17 protein-coding genes are annotated in these 20,802 nt (G+C 43.6%); 16 read left to right on the forward strand and 1 reads right to left on the reverse strand.

Annotated elements, in window-relative coordinates:
* The first annotated feature begins 3 nt into the window (after window positions 1-3).
* The 16 genes from HXT48_RS01025 (at window position 4) to HXT48_RS01100 (ending at window position 19,725) form a co-directional block, all read left to right on the forward strand.
* A complete protein-coding gene (locus HXT48_RS01025; protein WP_421793093.1) occupies window positions 4-2,319 on the forward strand; it encodes a choice-of-anchor M domain-containing protein in 2,316 nt (771 codons plus the stop codon).
* A 34-nt stretch (window positions 2,320-2,353) separates the two neighbouring features.
* Window positions 2,354-3,553: a choice-of-anchor M domain-containing protein gene (locus HXT48_RS01030; protein WP_004109103.1), complete on the forward strand. Its 1,200-nt coding sequence runs from the start codon at window positions 2,354-2,356 to the stop codon at window positions 3,551-3,553.
* Between the two features lie 13 nt (window positions 3,554-3,566).
* Complete coding sequence (locus tag HXT48_RS01035) at window positions 3,567-5,708, forward strand: choice-of-anchor M domain-containing protein (protein ID WP_421793188.1); 2,142 nt, start codon at window positions 3,567-3,569, stop codon at window positions 5,706-5,708.
* A gap of 51 nt (window positions 5,709-5,759) precedes the next feature.
* On the forward strand, window positions 5,760-7,475 hold the full coding sequence (locus HXT48_RS01040; RefSeq protein WP_231875275.1) for an anchored repeat ABC transporter, substrate-binding protein: 1,716 nt from the start codon (window positions 5,760-5,762) through the stop codon (window positions 7,473-7,475).
* A 20-nt stretch (window positions 7,476-7,495) separates the two neighbouring features.
* Window positions 7,496-8,284, forward strand: coding sequence for an anchored repeat-type ABC transporter ATP-binding subunit (locus tag HXT48_RS01045; RefSeq protein WP_012914491.1), 789 nt, complete (start codon window positions 7,496-7,498; stop codon window positions 8,282-8,284).
* Window positions 8,284-9,147 carry an anchored repeat-type ABC transporter permease subunit gene (locus HXT48_RS01050; protein WP_004109107.1) on the forward strand — a complete coding sequence of 288 codons (864 nt, stop codon included), beginning with the start codon at window positions 8,284-8,286 and terminating at the stop codon, window positions 9,145-9,147. The genes HXT48_RS01045 and HXT48_RS01050 overlap by 1 nt, the downstream gene beginning before the upstream one ends.
* A 19-nt stretch (window positions 9,148-9,166) precedes the next feature.
* Window positions 9,167-10,051, forward strand: coding sequence for a lysophospholipid acyltransferase family protein (locus HXT48_RS01055; RefSeq protein WP_421793094.1), 885 nt, complete (start codon window positions 9,167-9,169; stop codon window positions 10,049-10,051).
* 141 nt (window positions 10,052-10,192) lie between these two features.
* Window positions 10,193-11,188, forward strand: a complete 996-nt coding sequence (locus tag HXT48_RS01060) for an NAD(P)H-dependent glycerol-3-phosphate dehydrogenase (protein WP_004109110.1) — start codon at window positions 10,193-10,195, stop codon at window positions 11,186-11,188.
* Between the two features lie 71 nt (window positions 11,189-11,259).
* Window positions 11,260-12,402, forward strand: a complete 1,143-nt coding sequence (locus HXT48_RS01065) for a D-alanine--D-alanine ligase family protein (RefSeq protein ID WP_012914489.1) — start codon at window positions 11,260-11,262, stop codon at window positions 12,400-12,402.
* A 75-nt stretch (window positions 12,403-12,477) separates the two neighbouring features.
* Window positions 12,478-13,479 (forward strand): CPBP family intramembrane glutamic endopeptidase, encoded by a 1,002-nt coding sequence (locus HXT48_RS01070; protein WP_102155603.1) that lies wholly within the window; start codon window positions 12,478-12,480, stop codon window positions 13,477-13,479.
* Window positions 13,480-13,544: 65 nt separating this feature from the next.
* A complete protein-coding gene (locus tag HXT48_RS01075; protein WP_421793095.1) occupies window positions 13,545-14,915 on the forward strand; it encodes a homoserine dehydrogenase in 1,371 nt (456 codons plus the stop codon).
* 18 nt (window positions 14,916-14,933) lie between these two features.
* Window positions 14,934-16,010, forward strand: coding sequence for a homoserine kinase (gene thrB / locus HXT48_RS01080; protein ID WP_421793096.1), 1,077 nt, complete (start codon window positions 14,934-14,936; stop codon window positions 16,008-16,010).
* 33 nt (window positions 16,011-16,043) lie between these two features.
* Entirely contained in the window at window positions 16,044-17,471 is a 1,428-nt protein-coding gene (locus HXT48_RS01085) for a Maf family nucleotide pyrophosphatase (protein ID WP_421793097.1), read from the forward strand.
* A 409-nt stretch (window positions 17,472-17,880) separates the two neighbouring features.
* Entirely contained in the window at window positions 17,881-18,741 is an 861-nt protein-coding gene (locus HXT48_RS01090; protein ID WP_421793098.1) for a KilA-N domain-containing protein, read from the forward strand.
* 330 nt (window positions 18,742-19,071) lie between these two features.
* Window positions 19,072-19,425, forward strand: coding sequence for a hypothetical protein (locus HXT48_RS01095; RefSeq protein ID WP_033888492.1), 354 nt, complete (start codon window positions 19,072-19,074; stop codon window positions 19,423-19,425).
* Window positions 19,426-19,437: 12 nt separating this feature from the next.
* Complete coding sequence (locus HXT48_RS01100) at window positions 19,438-19,725, forward strand: hypothetical protein (protein WP_004109139.1); 288 nt, start codon at window positions 19,438-19,440, stop codon at window positions 19,723-19,725.
* A gap of 47 nt (window positions 19,726-19,772) precedes the next feature.
* On the opposite strand, the gene HXT48_RS01105 is transcribed toward HXT48_RS01100, so the two are convergent.
* The gene (locus tag HXT48_RS01105) at window positions 19,773-20,714 is read right to left on the reverse strand and encodes an AEC family transporter (protein ID WP_076003077.1); all 942 of its coding nucleotides are present in this window, start codon (window positions 20,712-20,714) and stop codon (window positions 19,773-19,775) included.
* Window positions 20,715-20,802 lie beyond the last annotated feature (88 nt).

A 20,802-nucleotide genomic window follows, 5' to 3' on the forward strand; every position in this document is an offset into this window, starting at 1 on the left:
ATTATGACTCAGGTCATTAGGGATATTGTGAAACGTGCTTTTGCAATGGCAAGTGTTGCAATACTTGCCATTGCCGTGCTCGCATCAGGATTTAGTGCAGCTTTACCGGCAGTTGCATTAGAAAATAGTAATCCTGGCGAAAAATACGATCCTACAAAAAAGGAAGTGCTAAGTCACGGCCATACGGACGTATTTTACCCAATTCAATACAACGGTAAATTCATTATGGCCGTCGAAAAAGACGGTGCCACTTTCTTAAAGCCTGAAAACACTACTTTGCGTGTAGCAAAAAACACGTATACTACAAAATCGCAGCTTCCTGCGCTCGCTACTGAATACTACTATCTCGATGGTTCCGGAAATCAAAAAGGAAACCCCCTCTTCCCGGGTTGGGACACAGGTTATGCTGCAACTTTAGTTGGCGCACCTCACGCAGATGACGCAACAGCAGATATTGCAATTCAGCAAGTTACTGGACCAATGAACGGGCGCATTCTGCTTTGGACTACCGATGGTGCTGGTAAAAATTCGAAGAAATTATCGTTTGAAGAGAACGATTTAGACGACGAACCTGATACTGATGGCAGTCGATTTATGCTACCTGGCGTAATTCACCAACATACTGCTGGCCACGTGCATGCAAACTGGGGATTTACGCAGCCTGGCGTTTACAAACTAAAAGTAGCAGCAACTATTACAAATAAGAACACTAAGAAGCAGATTACAACCGAACCTGCAGAATACACTTTTGAAGTAGAAGATACATATTCAGGCGAAGTACCTGCTGGCATTACGGAAACGCTTGATTTGCACCGTCGCGGTGATTCTATTAATCCTGACGATGATGAAGAAGCACACGAAGCTTCCAAAGATCATAAAGACACGGATAAAGACGATGGCGGCGATATGCGCATCGGCAATATTCGTGATTCCGGACCTCATCCGCATTATCATTCATACGAAGGTTATGGTGGTTTAGACTTAAAAGTAGTTAACAAACCAAAGGGTGCTCGTATTGAGTGGAGATATGTGCGTGCTGACGAAGGTCCTGACGCGTATGGAACCACTCTTTTTGCTGAGAGATTGCAGCTTCCAGCTGAGCCTGCAATGAACAAGATGAAAGTGTATGCTCACGCAACTGAAGGTGAAACGCAAGTTGGCAAAGATACTGCGTCTGCAACCATCGCCGTTGAAGATCACGGTGCTGACGGACATCCTGTAGTAAAAGCAATTGCTCCTTATAAGCGTTTCAAACCAGGGGATACTTTACACGCGAAAACAGTATTGCTTAACCCTCATGTTGCAACCGACGGTGTTACCGGTGTGCCAATTGACGATCCGACAAGTCCAGTAACTTCCATAGTCAAAGATTATGTTTGGTTGATAAAAAAGGAAGGAGAAAGCGAATTTAAGCGCATTCCTGGTGCCGTGAACAGCAAGTTGGAGCTAAAACTTGATGCGTCAATGCAAGGTGCAACGATTCGTCCTTCCTTAGTTTTAAAGAACGGTGAACTTTACCGTAATAAAATGTTTGATGAGTTTTGCGATTATGTTATTGAGATGAAAGGTGTTCCTCACTCTCATAACCATGATGGCGATGATGATCAAAGTGGTTCTGATTCTGAAGATGATGAGAACTCTCACGGGAAAAAGCACCATGAGAAGCGTCGTAATAAGCGCAAAAATAAGACTAAGCATTTTGTTGGTGGAAAGAACTTTTTGAAAGGTGTATTCGGCGGCACTGCAAATTCGGGACTATTTGGATCTAGTTCTAATGGTGGATTCCAATTCGAATCTAATTTCTTTAAGAAATCCAACAGAAAATTCAAGCGCACAAAGAAGAATCGCAATAAGACTAACCGCACTAATCGTAAGAATAATTCTAAAAATAATACGCAAAGTGGTGCTAGTTCTGGTTCTAGTTCTTTTACAAGAACAGAAAATTCAAGCGGAACATCGTTACATAATTCATCGCGACGAACTTCTGGCGGAACTCATACTAAGAACAAGAGCTCTAAGAAAAGTGGACAGACTATTCGTAATTTCGTAAGAACAGATAATAATTCTGGCAATAAGTCTAAAAATAGTTCTGTCAATAACTCTGATTTTGTTAAGAATACTGAACGTCATGCTTTGCAAGGTGCAAGGCAATACAACGAAGAATCTGATGAAGCGTATGAAGATGATTCAGATGATACAAAAGGTGATGGTTCCTCGACTAAGTGGGTTGCGGTTGCAGCTTCAGGTGCGAGCGTCGGCTTATGCACAATAACTGGCGCATGCGGAGCATTGATACGTTCTAAATTGAAATTGTTGTAAATGGTATTCGTATTATTACTAGAAAGTTTAAATAATGAATTACAAACAAAATGAAACATTGCAAGTAAAACGAAAGCATGTATATTCTACTGCGCTGCTTGCGCTCATATTTTCTTTAGTAACTTTGGTTGCATCTTTATGTGCACCAAATCCAATGCAGGAAACTGCTTATGCTAATGAAGGCAATCAGCCAGTTATGATTCAAGCAGGTCATGCTGATTTTGGACCAACGCTAATCGACGGCAAATGGAAATTGAAGATTCGTGATGATACTGGTGACGAACCAGTGTGGCGAGACCCAGAAAATGTGGTATTTAAATTAGGTGGCAATTCAATAATTCCTATGCCTGATGATGCTGCCTACAGTTTTATTGGCGAAAAGCCTGGAACCAAGCTTTACGTAATTCCACAAACTCAAAATCCTGATGTGCCGTGGCTTGGTTGGAATACGCAGGAAGGTGGCGTGCTTAACGAGCTCGATCGCGGTGCAAACCTTTCTCTTGAAGGAGTAAGCGGCCCGGGTAAACTGCATGTTTACTTAGAAAATGGCAACAACAATCCACAGCAACTTTGGGATAGTACTAAAGGATATCCGCAAAACAGCTGGATTGAAGCCAACGCTCATACTCACGTGAATTGGGTGTTTTCTAAGCCTGGAATTTATCATGTGAAGCTTACTTTTTCAGGAAAGCTTAAAAATGGACGCGCAGTAAGCGATACGCGTGTTCTTAATTTTGCGGTTGGAGATAATACCGATCCTAATGCTGCTTTAGGTGCGGGTGCTGCTGGAGCAAGTGGCAACGAGGGCGACGAAGAGGGTCAAGATGAAGAAGATAACGATGAATCCGAAAAAGATGAAGCTAATCATCATCACGAACTCCTTCACAACAAGCATAAGCATTCTCACAAAGTATCTGAAAAAAGTGACGATACAGCTTTAGTTCTTCAAATTGTAGGTATTTTTGTGGCTATTATTGCCGTAATTATTGTGATTTTTGTACTAATAGCTGTAGTTAAAAGCAAGAAAGCACGAAATCTTGCGCTTGCTAAGCAAGTTTCTGCACAAGCTAATCAACAGTATGCAAATAATGCAAATTCTGTGAATAATGCAAATGGTGACAATACCTTGCCAAATCTAGTGCGTGATCAAGAAACGACAGTAATGTCACCAATTAATAATTCTCAATATTCTCAATCAGACAATGTGCAATCTGATGGCACTCAGTGGAAATAATGGTGTGACGAAAATGGTTCGTAATAGTATAAAGAAATTATCTCGCGCTTTGTTGGTGGGCGTGTGCTTGTGTGGCATGATGATGGGAACTCCCACGGCTTTTGCTGACAATGGCAGTGACGCAACTGTTGTAAGCGGAAAGAAATCTTCTAAAGATTTTACTGCCATAAAAAAAGCCAATTTTGCAGCGTGTACTGCTGCTAGATTAGATAAAACTGCTTCACAACCTGCGGCTGATAGTAAAGCTACAATGTGCCACGCGTATAAAGGTCATACTGACGTTTTTGCAACTTTCTTTGATGCTACAAGCAAGCGCACGGTATTAGGTACCTTGGGCGATGCGTTTGAAAGTGAAGATCATAATGGCACTCGGTATGATACGAATCGACTTATTTTTGAAGTCGGCTCTAAAAATATCATGCAGTTTTCCAAAGATGAGAACGATCCGATAATAAAAGAAATCTACGCAACAACTCGCGAAGGTGTAGTCTGGTTCTTTGATCAATCTGGAGCTGGAAATACTGGTGCATTATGGCCTGGTTTAGATACTAGACCGTTATATGAGGGAGCTGGTTCTACAAAGGTTAATCCGACAGTTAAATTGTCGCTAACTGGTATCGAAGCACCTCACAACGGCGAAGTTTTTATGTACATTCGCAGCGGTAGCGATTATGAGAAAATGCTCGGTTCTGCTGAAAACTGGCCGAAAGATGTTGATATTACTGAGACTGGCGGAAAGCATTCGCACATGTATTGGTCTTTTAACCGTCCTGGTGTGTACAAGTTAAAAATGAAGGCTACTGCTACCGTTGGTGGCAATGAGCAAAGTTCTGAGCAGACTTATACGTTCCATGTAACTAATCATGATGTAACAGATGGCGATTTTGCTGATTATGATGGCGCATCTTTTGACGGTGACGAAGATGGCGAAGACGACGAAGAAGATTCAGATGATGATGATTCTCAAAGTGATGATCACAGCATTAATGTGCAACAAAGTAACGGATCTTTCTTCATTAACGGTAACAACAACACTGTGTATGTGACTCCATGGTCTGGAGCAAAAATGCAACAACAAGGACTTCTTGGAAGTAATAAAGGACTTTTTGGAAGTAATAATGGTGGTCTTATTCATGGGGAACATAACGCTAAAAGCGGAAAGCAAGTTTCTCAAAGTCAGCAATCTGCTGTGACAAAGTTCAAAGACATCAAGGGCGACAAGCTTGTTATAGACCACGGTCACGTTGATATCGCTGTATATACTGGCGATTCGAATAAAGTTGATATGGCTGTGCAAGAAGATGTGACAGGAAGCCACGTCTTTAGAGACACAGACACAGTTGTATTCGCAGTTGGTGATGCTGGTAAAACTAAGGGCGTGTATCGTATACCGCAAACACAAATTGATGGTGTGCCATGGATGGGTTGGAATAATCAGTCTATGAATCCGCATAAGCCAACTCAATTGAGCCTAACGGGAGTTGAAGGTCCTGGAAACGTACGCGTTTGGATGTTCGGCGGCTTGGGCGTTGGAGATCAAGAGATTTTCTCCACTCAAGGAGCAACAGATTATACGATACCTGCAAATACGCATGCTCATGCGAATTGGGATTTCGACGAACCGGGATATTACACATTGCAATTCCAAGCTTCTGACGGAAATTCTACAGTAACTCGCAATATTCATGTTGCTGTTGGTGTTGATCCACAAGAAACGCCAATGGGGTATGCTGGCGGCCGCGAAGATAATGTAAAAAAGGATCCACGAGGCAGAAAAGGTGATCCTTTTGTACCTTATAATCCACCAAAACCTGCTAATTTGTCTCGTTTTGGCGGAAATCCTTTTGGTTTAGGATTGAACAATTCACACTCTGGAAAACAATTGCCAAGAAAAGCTAAAAAGCATAAAGGTCTTGTTTCAAAAATTAGTAACAAGAGGCTCGCTAAAAGTTTGTACCGACAGAAATTGAACGATAATGACGATGTTGCGAAGTCTGAAGCAAAAGGTGTAACAGGATTATTTAAGCGAAATCCTTTACTTGCTTATTCGCTTCTTGCTGGTGGAATTATTGCTGTGCTTGGCGTTTTGGGTGCAGGGATTTGGTATCTCTACAATCGCGGACTTATTAACTTCAACTGGCTGTTGCGCTATTAGTAGTAGGAGTGTGTGAGGGTGATTCATAGGCCCAGAAGAGTAAAGCAAACTTTGTTTTCTTCGATTGGTGCAATTGCAGTCGTCGCGCTTATTTTGCCGCTTTCTGCTTGTGGTAGTGTTAACGGGAATCGTGCAGGACATCGCGATGGTCGCATTAATGTAGTTACAACTACAGGCGTTTTGCGTGATATGGTGGCGAATGTAGCAGGGGATGCTGCAAATGTGAGTTCAATCGTACCTGATAATGCAGATCCGCACTCTTACGAGCCACGATTGCGTTCAATTCGAGACGTTGTGTATGCGGATGTGGCTTTTAGTAATTACATGATGCTTGAGGAGCATGGTGTTATTACTGCTTTAGACGCAAATTTGCGAAAAGGCGTGCCAAATGTGCAACTTGCTGAAGAAAGCGTGAAACATGCGGCGGATATTATTCCAATGGTCGAAGATGTGTCGTTGGACACTATTTGGCTTGGTCTTGCTACAGAACGCCAAACTTCGCAGACGGTTGAGGAAGCTAAAGATGCTAAAGAGCAACAAAAATCTCAAGAGAAACCTGATAAGTCGCAGTCTTCTCAGGTTTCTCAATCTTCGCAATCAAACGCGCCTTCCACTGTAACGAAAGAAGGACGCGCTACTGTAATAAAGCCAAAAGCATACAACATGAAGCGTTCGGACAGGATCCGCTTGACTGCAACTAAAGTAACTGGTCCTGGTTCGCTTTTCGCTTACCTTACTGGCACTTTTGGAAGTGTAGAAACTTACGTTAATTCAGCAAACGGAATTAACGATGAAGATCATGTAGATTTGCCTGCGGACGCGCACACGCATTTAAGTTGGGCTTTTAGTAAGCCAGGAGAATACACTCTCGACTTTCATGCAGATATGCTCAATGCTCAAAACGAAAGAGTTGCAAGTTTAGGAAACGCAACTATGCGTTTTGCTGTTGGCATTAACGCGCAGAAATTAGCGAAAAAGCGTGGAGCTAGCGTAGTTTTGAATCAAGGCCATGCAGATTTGGCTTACGATTTAGCTAAACGCGGATTTTTGTACAGAGTTGACACTTTGCAAGAAAAGCGGTCAGTTGCGCCAAAGCGCGTATACTATGAGCCGCGAGACGTAGTAGTAGAAGTGCCGACTAATGCTTTAAAAGAAATTCCAGCTGAACAAGGCTATAGATTCCTTGGATTTGCAAGGCAGAAAATTTATCAACTTCCTCAAGCTGTTCTTGGAAAACATGTTCATGGAGATATTGATCCGCATTTATGGCAGTCAGTGAAAAACGGAATTGCTTATGTGCGCACAATAGCTGACCGCTTGTGCGAAGTCGATCCTAAAAATGCTCGCAAATATCGCGCAAATGCGGATCGATATATTAATAAACTTCTCGACGTAGACGCTTATATGCGTAAAAAAGTTGCGTCAATTCCAAAAGAGCGTCGCAACTTGGTTACAACGCATGACGCTTTTGCATACTTAGGTAAAGCTTATGGCGTAAATATTGCGGGATTTGTAACAATCAATCCTTCAAGCGAACCGAGCGTGCAAGATAGGCGCAGACTTTCGCAAATTTTACGCGACTTGGAAATCCCTGCAGTGTTTTTGGAGCCGAATTTGATTTCTCGCTCGTCTGTGCTTAAAGAGCTTGCGTCTGAAGCACATGTGAAAGTTTGTCCAATTTATGGTGACGCTTTCGACGCGAATGTGCGAACTTACGCGGATATGATGCGAGCTAACGCGGATTCTTTAGCGAAATGTTTGAAGTGAAAGTGTTAAAGGTAATAAATATGGAAGAAAATGCAGTAATTTGCGCACAAAATTTGAATATTTCGTACGGGAATCGCGCTGTTGTAAAAGATGTTTCTTTTACCATTAATAGTGGCGAATTCGTGGGATTACTTGGCGCAAACGGTGCCGGTAAAACAACGCTATTTCGTGCAATTATGGGTTTGATTCCGCATACTGGAAAACTCGAAGTGCGTGCTCCTCATATGGAAGGTGCGAAACTTAATTCTCGCGTATCTTACGTTGGATACGTGCCTCAACGTCACGATATTGCGTGGGATTTCCCACTTTCTGTTTTAGATGTAGTGATGATGGGTAGGATTCGTCATATTGGTTACGTTCGTCGCGCTAAAAAAGAAGATTACGAGATCGCATTAAACTCGCTTGAACGCACAGGAATGGCTGATTTCCAAGATCGCACGATTGGTGAACTTTCTGGAGGTCAGCGGCAACGCGTTCTTGTTGCGCGAGCATTGGCTGGAGAGCCGCGTTTACTTTTGCTAGACGAACCGTTTACTGGACTTGATATGCCTACTCAGGAGCTGCTTACCGATTTGTTCTTAAAATTGTCTGCTTCTGGTGAAGCAATTCTCATGAGCTCGCACGATATTATTGGTTCAATTAACTCATGCTCGAGAATAATGCTATTTGATGGCACTATTGTGGGCGACGATGAGCCGCAACATTTGCAAACAGAACAGTGGGTACGAACCTTCCACGTAGCTCCGCAAAATCCGCTTATTAAAGCAGTTGAGCGCGTAATTGGTAAGGAAAGTGTGGTGAAAGAGTAATGTTATCTCCAATAGAATTTATACAAGATTTAACAAATCCAGACCTTTGGTTTTTGCTAAAAGCGCTTATTGTAGCGTGCCTTTCTAGCGTAATTTGCGGTGTAGTTGGATGCTACGTAGTACTTAGAGGAATGGCGTTTATTGGAGATGCTGTAGCTCACTCAGTATTCCCAGGACTTGCTATAGCCTTCGTATTGCAAGGAAATCTGCTATTTGGAGGAGCACTCGCAGGAGTTGCAACTGCGCTAATCGTATCTATTTTTAGCCAAAATCGCAGGCTTCGCGAAGACTCATTTATTGGCGTATTTTTCGTATCTGCTTTCGCTCTTGGAATTGTGATTATTTCTAAAGCATCTGGCTACGCCGGCTCTTTGGAATCCTTCTTGTTTGGCTCGATTACAGGTATTCCTGATTCAGATATTGCTGTTGTTGCTTTTACTGGTTTGATTATTTTGGCTATATTATGCATGTTCCACAAAGAGCTTGTGTGCGTATCGATGGATCGAGAAACTTCGCGCGCAATGGGATTGCCAGTTGCATGGTTAGATGGAATGTTGTACGTGTTAGTGGCTATCGCTGTAGTTGTTTCCGTGCAAATTATTGGAAACGTGCTTGTGCTTGCTCTGCTTGTGACTCCTGCTGCAACTGCGCGACTGCTTACGGATAGGCTGCCAAGAATGATGATTTTAGCTCCTGTTATTGGGTGCGTTTCTTCGATTGTTGGAATGTATATTTCGTGGAGCTTTGATACAGCAACAGGCGGAACAATTGTGCTCGTAGCAACCGCTTTATTCGTGCTCGCTTGGGTGTGCTCTCCTAAACATGGGTTGATTGCAAAAGTGGGTCGTAGCGTAGGTTTATAGCGTGCGGCACAATAGACGTATGGTATCAAAAGGAAAACCTTCGCCAAGAAGTGCAGTAAAACCACTCAGTGATGAGCAAGTAAAGCTTTTAGCAAGTAAACACAATTTAGTTGATCCAACGTATTACTATCCAACAGGAAAACGTAAGCCAAATCAGGCAGAAATTGACGCGCAAAATCCTAAGGCTGCTGAAAGATTGTTAGAAGGAACGTCGCGCGTATTGCGTTCGCGCTGCAAAGTACGCGCGTGGGGATTGGAAAACGTGCCAGAAGAAGGCGTGTTTATTACAGCTTGCACGCATGTGACGATGTTTGACGTTTTCATACCTATGACTGCACTATTCCACCAAGGTCGTCGTCCGCGCTACATGGCAAAAGCGGAACTCGCTCACTGGCCAATCTTAGGCAAATGGTTTCAGCTTGTAGGCATGCAGTCGGTTCCTCGCAGAAGCGGAAAAGCGCGAGAAATAGAAGAAGAATCTATTAAAATCCTCACCAATGGCAGACCTTTAAGTGTATGGCCTGAAGGAACAGTTACGCGCGATCCTAAAAAATGGCCGATGAGCATGAAGCCCGGAGTTGGAATAATCGCTCTCGAAGCATCGCGTAGACTCGGACATCAGATTCCGCTATTTTGCGCGGTTACATGGGGCGCGGCAAGCATTAACCACTGGTGGCCGTGGCCAAAGAAAAATGTTGTAATGTGCTACGATACCCAACTCGATTATTCCGACTTGCTGCAGGGAAGCGAAAATTGGGGAGAGCTACCTCCTCTTGAATCTGCTGAAGAGTTGGCTCGTCGCGTGCGTGTGCGTATGACGCAGATTATGGAAGAAATTCGTGGAGAAAAATCTCCTGCAGGATACTTCGATTACAGGCAGATGAAACGCGTTACGGAAGAATAAAAAATATACAGAAGAATAAAATAAAGTATCTTTTATAAATCCCGTAAAGCGGCATGTGTAGAATTATGTAATAGTGTGATTACAAATAAATAGCTATACAGTAGCTTATAAAACTCACAACCGAAAGGCAGGACGTAAAACATGAACGTTACGGTGTTGGGTGCTGGTGCTTGGGGAACTGCGTTTGGACAAGTACTTGCGGATGCAGGAAATCAAGTGACAATGTGGGCAATAGAGCCGGAAATTGTTGAAGGAATTCGCGATCATCATCATAATGGCGTGCGTCTGCCTAGCGTAGAAAAACTTCCAGAAAACATGACTGCAACTGGGGATCGAGCGGAGGCTGTTGCGAATGCGGATATTGTAGTTGTGGCTATTGCGGCACAGTTTGCTCGCGTTGCGTTAGCAGAATTTGTGGGGCTGATTCCGCAAAATGCGATTGTTGTTTCGCTTATGAAAGGCATTGAGCGCACAACCGGAAAGCGCATGGATGAAGTCGTGTGCGAAGCATTGAACTTGCCGCGTAACCGTTTTGCTGCACTTTCTGGACCAAACTTGAGCAAGGAAGTTGCATCTCGCCACCCGGCTGCAGCAGTAGTTGCTTGCGCAGAAAAGTCTCAGGCAGAAGTAGTTGCAAAAGCATGCTCAAACAGCTACTTTAAAGCATTTGTGTCAACAGACGTAATCGGTGTAGAAATGTGCGGATCGCTTAAAAACGTGGTTGCGCTCGCAGTTGGCATGGCTCGAGGCGCGGGATACGGTGAAAACACGGCGGCTATGATTGAAACGCGCGGTTTGGCAGAATTGACGGCATTGGGCGTTGCAGAAGGCGCAGATTCGCGCACTTTTGCAGGTCTTGCTGGCTTTGGTGATTTAGTTGCAACTTGTGGATCTCCTCTAAGCCGAAATTACACTTTTGGGTCAAATCTTGGTAAAGGCATGAGCGTTGAAGAAGCAACAGCTGTGAGCAATGGTGTTGCAGAAGGCGTGCCAACTACAAGCGCAGTAGTTGCAATGGGCAAGCGTTTGGGTGTTGCGACTCCGCTCGCAAGTGCAATGGCTCGCGTGCTTGAAGAAGGAATCTCCTGCCAAGAAATGCTCGCAATGCTTTTCGACGACGACGTTTGCGAAGAGTAAGTAGCGTTTGCGAAAATAATCAAAACTAGTCCAAAATAATTAGAATAATTCAAAATATATAAAGGAAAAAAATGACGAAAAAGCGTGTAGTGTTCTTGTATGGCGGTAAGGCAGACGAACATTCGATTTCTTGCATATCCGCTGCTGGAGTGCTCAGTGCTGTAGACGAAAATCGTTTTGACATTGTGCGGATCGCAATCACAAAACAAGGCGAATGGATTGTTGGTGGTGAAGATCCTCGTAACTTCCACATGGAAGAGGGTGAGTTGCCAGTAATCACAAAAACCGCTGGAACGCGCGATGTTGTGCTTGACCCTGCCAAAGGCGCAGACGGATTTTTAGCCCGCGAAAATGACGGTACACTTACAAGTTTGGGTCATATTGACGCAGTTTTCCCAGTTCTTCACGGTCCAAACGGTGAAGATGGCACTTTGCAAGGCTTGCTAGAAATGATGCAAGTTCCATACGTTGGTTGTGGAGTGTTGGCTTCGGCTGCGTGCATGGATAAATACTATGCAAAGCAACTGTTTAAAGCTGCCGGAATTGATGTTGCTCCTGGAATTGCACTTGATGCGCGCAAGTTTGCAAGCGACGCGGAAAATCGCTTTGATGCATACGCAGAAGAAATTCTTGCTCAAGTTGAAGCAGCAAAACTCGAGTATCCGCTTTTTGTAAAGCCAAGCCGCGCAGGATCTAGCTTTGGAGTTACAAAAGTTGAATCGCGCGATGCTAAAGCCTTAGCAGAAGCTATTTTTGAGGCTTCAGAGCACGATTGGCGAGTGTTAGTAGAGCAGGGAATTGACGCTCGAGAAATTGAGTGCGCGGTTCTTGCAGCTCGCGACGGCGAAGAACCGAAAGCAAGCTGGCCTGGAGAAGTTGTGCTAGACAAGCGCGAGGCTGGTGAAGACCAGTTCTACGATTTTGACAGCAAATACATGGATTCCGCAGCTTCGCACGTTGAAGTTCCAGCAAACTTGCCAGCGGAAACTTTAGAGCGCGTTCGCAAAACGGCGCTTGCAGCGTTCAAAGCGGCAGATGGACGGGGACTAAGTCGCGTAGATTCTTTTGTAACTAAAGATGGTCGCGTAATTCTTAACGAAATCAACACGATGCCTGGATTTACGCCAATCTCCATGTATCCAAAAGCTTGGGAAGCAACTGGAATAAGCTACAGCGATTTAATCACAAAGCTTATTGAAGGCGTTTTGAAATAATTTAATCAACTGTAAAGCAGAAACAAAAAGCAGCAATTAAATCAGCAGCAAAAGCAGCAATAAAAAGGAATAAGTATGCAAGATTTGCAAAATTCATGGCGCGACGACACTTATTTGTTAGCGCGCAAACGTCAAGGAACTATTGGCATGTCTTTATGCGTATTCCTCGTAGTTTGGATTGCTGTTGCCTATGTTCTTGGAGTCCTTTCTTCACAGTTTGTGCCTAAGAGCATGCTAAGCGACTCTCTTAACACATTACTTGTGTCGGATATTTCGCAGTATTTAGTCGCTTTGCCAATCGCAATGCTTATTATGCGCACTGTTCCTGCGGCAAAAACCCGACAATTCTCTATGAAATTTAGCCAATTTGGCGGATTCTTTGCTGTGTGCATACCGATTATGTACATTGGTAATATAGTTGGCGTTTTCCTAGCAACAGTTCTTAGCGGTGGCAAAGCAGAAAATCGCGTATCAGACACTATTGCAGCGGGAAATATGTGGGAAACCTTCATATTCGTGGTAATTCTTGCGCCAATTGTGGAAGAATGGCTTTTTAGAAAACAGCTGCTTTCTCGTTTGCGCGCGTACGGAGAAAAGCGAGCTATTGTATTTTCTGCACTTGCTTTCGCGCTTTTCCATATGAACATTTTCCAATTCTTCTACGCATTTGGACTTGGACTTGTTTTTGGCTACATTTATATTCGTACGTCCAAGTTGAGCTACAGCATATTTCTTCATATGATTGTGAATTTCCAAGGAAGCATAGTTGCAATGTGGTTGGAAAAGCAGCTGGTTGATGCAAGCGGAAATATGATTAACGTAGAAAAGATGTCTCGTCAGGAATTAACTAGACTGCCAACCGGTTTTATTCTAGCTGGAATTTATGGGATGTTTATGATTGCCATGCTTATAGTAGGCGTGGTTTTGCTAGTTCGCCGCCGCAAGTATCTTGTATTCTTCAATGCTCCGCAAGAACTTCCGAATAAAGCTGGCAACAAAGCATTGTACGGAACTGTTGGAGTAATAGCATTTTTGATTATTTCAATACTTCTTAATTTGCTAATGTTATTTGTGTAAAAGCGAGTAAAAAATAATCGCATAAAAATAAAATATAAAATAAATCAACGAAGGAGGCGAAAGTTATGCAAAGCAATCAGTCGACTAAAACTATTCGCGTAGGCCTACTTGGGGCTGGAACTGTCGGGTCTCAAACAGCGCGACTAATAGTTGAACAGTTCAATGAGCTTAAGAAGCGAATTGGCGCAAATATTGAGCTTGCAGGAGTTGCGTGCTTGCATCCGGAAGAAGTTGACGCTTCTTGGATTAAGCGTGATTTGCTAACTACAGACACTGCCTCTTTGTGCACTCGCGAAGACGTTGATATTGTAATCGAGCTTATTGGCGGACTTGAGCCGGCTCATACTTTTGTAAAAAGTGCGCTATGCCACAGAAAATCTGTTGTTACCGCAAATAAAGCGTTGCTTGCGAAGTTTGGTCCGGAATTATACGAGTGTGCAGAAAGTCACGGAGTTGATTTGTACTTTGAGGCGGCTGTAGCAGGAGCGATTCCTATTGTTCGACCGCTTCGAGAGTCACTTATTGGCGACGAAATTACGCAAATTTTTGGAATCGTAAACGGAACTACCAACTATATTCTTGACGAAATGACTGTGCGCGGACTTGATTTTGACTCGGCTTTACGCGCAGCTCAAGAAAAGGGTTATGCTGAGGCTGATCCAACCGGAGATGTTGAAGGTTTCGATGCTGCAAATAAAGCTGCGATTCTTGCGACTCTCGCATTCCAAATGCCGGTAAGTATTGACGATGTTTCTGTTGAAGGAATTAGCGCGATTACTGCTGAAGATATTGCTGCAGCGAGCGCGGAAAAGCGTGTAATTAAGCTACTTGCAGCAGTTGAAAGGCATTGCGACAGTGAGTCTAACTCGGATGGCGGCGTAAGCGTTAGTGTGTATCCAGCGCTTGTTAGCGCGGAGCATCCTTTGGCATCGGTTCATGGCAGTTTTAATGCTGTGTTTGTGAAGGCGCAGGCTGCAGATGATTTGATGTTCTACGGACGCGGTGCCGGCGGCGCTCCAACTGCAAGTGCTGTTGTTGGAGATGTTGTTAGTGCTGCTCGAAATCTTGTGCGTGGATGCGCAGGTTTTGGCGTGCCAATGTATAACAAGTATGTGCCGGCTTCTAGCGAGCAGACTAGAGCGGATTTTGTGATTCGTTGCAATATGGAAGATACTTCTTTGGCTTTGTGCAGCGAAGTTATGGATGTTTTTGTAGATCATGGCGTTGCAGCTGAACGTTTGGCTTCGGCGTGCCAAGCTAAGTATGCGCAAACTGAAGCTGATTCGGATTGCCCACAGTGCGGTCTTGGTGGACCTGGCAGTGTGCGCGTGCTTGTGCGCGAATGTTCGGAAGCTGCGGTTCAAGCTATTTGCGAGGATTTGCAGAAGTTGGACGTTGTGTGCGGAAAGCCGCTAGTTTTGCACGTTATAAAGTGAAAAGCTGCAGGTGATCGTATGAAGCCAGTGTGTAACAGTGTTTCCGTGCGCGTGCCAGCGACTAGCGCAAACCTTGGTTCTGGGTTTGATACAGCCGGTATTGCGCTTGATTATGCGGATTCTTTAGTTTTTACTCTGGATGATAATCATTCTAAAAATTCGCTTGATTCGCTCGATTATGCTGGAAACGTGCGCGTAATTATTCACGGCGAAGGCGAGGATACGCTTCCAAAAGATGAAACGCATCTAGTTGTAGCGACTTTTCGCAAAGCTTGCAAAATATTTGGTCTGCCAAACTTGCGATTTACGTTAGAAGCGCATAATCGGATTCCGCAAGCGCGCGGTATGGGCTCTTCTGCAGAAGCGATTGTTGCTGCTGTTGCTGCTGCTTGGGCTTTTGCTCACGAAGGTGAGCTTAATCGCGAAGCAATTTTCGAAATCGCGGCCGCAATTGAAGGTCATCCAGACAATGTTGCTCCTGCAGTTTTTGGCGGTTTGACGATGAGCTGGAAGCTTGATGCTGGGGAAGGCAAAGGTTCTGTGCGCGTGGCTGGAGATTGCGAAGCTCCGCTTTCTACCGGTTTTCATACTGTGCGATACAAAGTTTCGCAAGATATTTCTGTGTCGGTATTCGTTCCTGATTTCGAGCTTTCTACAGAGCTTGCTAGACGCGCGCTTCCAGCAAAAGTGCCGTATGGTGACGCAATATTTAACGTGTCGCGAGCTGCAATGCTTCCGGTTGCTTTTGGTGAGTTAAATAGCGATTCTGAAAGTAAATTAGGCACAGTAAAATCTGATATTTCGCGAAATGCGCTACTTTTTGCAGCAACTCAAGATGCTCTTCATCAACTGTATCGTGCAAATCTTATGAAAGATTCATGGAAGCTAGTGGAAACGTTGCGCGAGCATGGTTTTGCTGCAGCGATTTCGGGAGCAGGATCGTGCGTTGCTGTATTTTATGCAGGAGACGCTGAGTACAATAAGAGTGCGGTTCAAAAAATCGACGCGATTGCTGAGCCGTGGCTTTCGCGTGCTGGCTGGCGTGTTTTGCACGTGTCTGTTGATTCTACTGGCGTTGCAATAACTCGCGAATAACCTATGTGAAGTTGTAAAAGGGAAGGGTAAGGTATGACAGTTTCGTTGATTTTGGCCTCGCAGTCTCCTTCGCGTAGAGCGGTTTTGGCGGCAGCTGGCGTGATTCCGGTAATTCACGTAAGCGAAGTGGATGAGCCGGCGGCTTTGCGTGATGCCGCTAGTGAGCGAGGTACGAGCGTTGAGCAGTTGAACGTTGAGCAGCGAGTTTCTATTTTGGCTCGCGCAAAAGCTCAAGCTGTGTACCATGCGTGGAAGTGTGTGGCGGATGCGGCTGCTTCGGCTAGTGGCGATTTAGTTGTGGGGTATCCGCTGGAAGCTGAACCTGCGGGATCTGAATCTTCTGAATCTGCTGATAATGCTTTAGCAAGCGATTCGCAATCAGACGTAACGCATAACGTAGATACGGCGCAAACTCGCGATTTTTCAGGCGTTACTGTTCCTACAAAAACTTTCGATATTCACGATTTTGCATATACAAATAAATCTTCTCATGATTGTAGCGGTGTGCTGATTGTTGGCTGCGATTCCATGTTCTTACTCGATGGTGAGTGCTACGGAAAGCCGCATACTCCTGAAGTGGCATTTGAGAGAATCAAGCAGATGAGCGGAAAAACAGGACAATTGTGGACTGGTCACTGCTTAATCGACGCAAAAACCGGCAAAACTATTTGCAAAACAAGTCATGCAAGCGTAACTTTTGCGCAAATGAATGACGCGGAAATTCGCGCGTATGTAGCAACTGGTGAGCCTCTGGAAGTGGCAGGATCCTTTACGCTAGAAGGTTTTGGCGGAGCTTTTATTGAAAGCATTAATGGAGATCCTCACGGTGTTCTTGGAATCAGCTTGCCGCTGCTGAGACAAATGGTTTCGGAGCTTGGATACGCTTGGCCGGATTTGTGGAATAAGGAAAGCTTGGAAGAAACTGGCGAAAAGAATAATCCGACTTCCACGGAAGTGCCTAAAGAAAATGTGCATCAGCCGGGAGATGGCTGGGTGCATTGCGATTGTGGCCGCAGACATTGGGGTCATAACGGAGCTGCTGGAGTGCTGCTTGCTAGGCGAGATGCTGAAACTGGTCGCGTGACGCACGTTGTGATGCAACATCGTGCTCTTTGGAGCGCTGAAGGTGGCACTTGGGGCATCCCTGGTGGCGCAATTTCCGACGGAGAAAGCGCGATTGAGGGCGCGTTGCGTGAGTCTTTCGAGGAAGCAAATATCACTTCGGGAGATATTGAAGTTGTTGGAGCTTACCGCGAAGATCATGGAAATTGGTGTTATACAACGGTTTTTGCGTTTGAAAAGCCGGGGCATAGTGTGGATCCTTGCGCGCACGACGACGAGAGTATGGAAATTAAGTGGGTGCCGATTGACGACGTGCCTAAGCTGAAGCTGCTTACGGCAATGCGCACTGATTGGCCGTCGTTCCGCGCTCGTCTCGATTCTCTTGCCTCGATTCGCTAGTTGCGCAAAGGTAAGTGCGCAAAGATAGCTTCAATTTGGAAGTAGACTTCTAAGTATGAGTTAGTTTTGCGGAATTTGGAAGTAGACTTCCAACTTTTGCCATTTTGCACTAAACTTGGAAGTAGACTTCCAACTTGCGAAATTTTATTTAGAGTATTGTTTTGGGACTTAACTTTTTTATTTTATCTACGTGTTTGCGTTGCTTTTAATCTATGAAATCTTATAAAATACTACTTATGCGCTGGTGCATGCTAGTTTTCTGCTAGTTGTTAGATGTTTTGTGGCTTGTGCTTGATTTTGTAATTTTGCTTGTGATTCATGGGTTTTGTGTTAAGCGCATAGAAATAAAGTAAACAAATCAAATAAAGCAACTAATTGCGTAAATTTGCGTAAATATTACGGGGCAATTATGTCTAATGCATCAAATATTAAAAAAGATATTATTACAGCAAAAGGCTTTACAATTCAGGTTTATACGGAAGATTTTAGGAATGATTACGTTAGTTTAACCGATATTGCGAGATATAAAAACAAAGAAGAGCCTAAAGATGTTGTTAAAAACTGGCTGAGAGTGAAGAATACTATTGAGTTCTTGGGATTGTGGGAGAGTATTAACAATCCTAATTTTAAAGGGGTCGAATTCGACTCCTTTAAGAATGAGGCTGGTTCTAATGCTTTTACTTTATCTTCTAAAAGATGGGTAGAATCAACAAATGCTATTGGCATAGTTTCCAAATCTGGTAAGAATGGCGGAACTTACGCTCATAAAGATATAGCATTTAAGTTTGCGGCTTGGATCTCAGCAGAATTTGAACTATATATTATCAAAGATTATCAAAGACTTAAATCTGATGAGGGTTCCAGGCTTTCGTTGAATTGGAATTTGAACCGTGAGATTTCGAAGATTAATTACAAGATTCATACGGATGCTATTAAAGAATATTTGTTGAAGGATTTGACTTCTGAGCAGTTGATGTATAAGTATGCAAATGAAGCAGATTTGTTAAATGTTGCATTGTTTAATAAGACTGCTAAGCAATGGAGAGACGCAAATCCTAAGTCAAAAGGAAACATTCGAGACGAGGCGAGTATTAATGAACTTCTGGTATTGGCGAATATGGAAAGCTATAATGCTGTTTTGATTTCTAAGGGTTTACCACAGGAAGATCGAATGGTGGAACTTAGAAATTTGGCGCGAGCGCAGATTTTATCTCTTGAGAATTTGAATAATCCTGGAATAAAGAGTTTGGATTCCGTGTTAAAAAGTTGAGTTTAATCACTTTTTAATTCTGCACTTAATGCTGATATTTACCTCGTCTTCTGGTACGTGTGCAGTACAGTTTCCGCGCGTGTCTTGATTCTCTTGCCTCGACTCGTTAGCTGTGCAAAGATAGCTGCGCAAAGGTAGCTTCAATTTGGAAGTAGACTTCCAAGTATGAGTTAGTTTTGCGGAATCTGAGAGCAGACTTCCAACTTTTGCCAATTTGCATTAGGCTTTTTGCATGCTTTTATTAGTTCGATTAGCCATATTTTGATAATCTCTGGCACAATGTGATAATATTTCGTATACGAAAGTATTGAGAGTTGGGAGATAATATTTATGAAGGTTTTAGTGCATCCTAGAGTTATTCGAAAACGACCTTGGTTCAGCGAAACTGAAGTAATAAATATGTGGAACTCATCTTGTAGAGAGCTTCCCAGGCAAGGTGAATATGAGCTCTTTCCGCTTTTATTGACAATGAGAATCTTCGAGCTTCCCAGGCAAGGTGAATATGAGCCTAGTCAGATGCTTTCACTTGCTTGGGATTCTCGCGGAGTTATTACGGAACTTATTGCATATAAGGGCGAAGATGGGGAATGGATTATTTTTCATGTAGTGCCTGCAACTAAAAAGTTTCTTGCTGAAATGGGATTTAGTCAAGAAGAAATTAGACAAATTTTTGGTAGAAGATAGGTAGGAGTGATTATGGCTAATTTTCGTGGTGAAGGTGGCGTTGATGTCACTGATGAAATGCTTGATAAATGGGAAAGTGATGCTGAAAAAGGCAAATATCACGGTAAAGCTGGTAATTTGCGTATTAAAAAGCCGCTCGGCAGACCGCCTCTTTACAAAGAAGCTATGTTGCCTATAACTTTTCGTATATCTGCTGAAGATGCTGATGCTCTAAAGGCTTCTGCAGATAAGCAGGGTGTGAAGATTGGGGACGTTGTGCGCGAAGCATGCAAACTGCTTCTTGCTCAAAAAGCAAGATGATTACAAAGTGTTGTGATTACAAAGTTCTACGATTGCGCGCGGATTAATCACCCCAAAATAGCGGCGATTACTGCTATGCAAATTGGGCTAGTGACAGTAGAAAACAGTATGCCGTCGCGCGCAAAACTTAAGCCGACGTTGTAGCGCGCAGCATAATTGTAAACGTTTTGACCGGTTGGAAGCGCAGCCAGCACAACGCACGCGTACAAAGTTGCCCCGCGAAAACCCATAACAAAATAAGCTAGCAAAAATGCAATTGCAGGCATAATAAGATTTTTTAGCACAGCAACCGTGGCAATAGCAGCGCGATTGGAATCTTTTCGTAAAGGTTTGCTTCCGTAAAGCGACATTCCAAAAGCCATTAAAATCATTGGAACTGCAGAATCGCCAATCATCTTAATTGGATCGTAAAGAAAATTAGGAACAGGGAAGTAGCCAACTTTTGCGGAAATTGCAGAAATAATAATTCCACCAAGCGAACCAATTAAAAGTGGCTGTTTTAAAGGCTGCTGAGCGATGCGTTTAAGCGAACATTTTCCAGTAGTTGTAATGTCGAGAACCGTCAAACCAACAGGAGTAAATACAGCCTGTTGCATAACTAAAATCGGAGCAACAAGCGCAGGATTTCCCAAAATATAAGTCGCAACCGGCAAGCCAATATTGTTTGAATTTAAATAAAGAGAATTGAGAGCACCTATAGTGCAGTCGGCTGCAGGAAGATGGAAGCAAAAGCGATTAAGCAGCACGAACGCAACTCCAACAATCATTGCAGAAAAGAATGCAACAAAAATCGAAGAGTGAAAAATCTCAAAAATAGGCTCTTTAGAAAGTATTGCAAACATTAAGCAAGGGCTGGAAACGAAAAAACTTACGCGATTTAGGACCATTTGAGCCTGTGAACCGCCAACGCGCATGCGAGCAGTAACGTAGCCTGCAGCAATAACAATGCCAATTACGCAAAAGCCTTGCATTGCGCTGATTAAGCCCATTTCTTGCCTCCAAAATTCGTTAATTGCACGCAAATTGCATGCGTGCGAACCTATGTTGTAACTATAGGAGAGATACGCAACTTTTATG

This window comes from Gardnerella sp. KA00127 (genome assembly GCF_049244125.1).
Classification (GTDB): Bacteria; Actinomycetota; Actinomycetes; order Actinomycetales; family Bifidobacteriaceae; genus Bifidobacterium; species Bifidobacterium swidsinskii.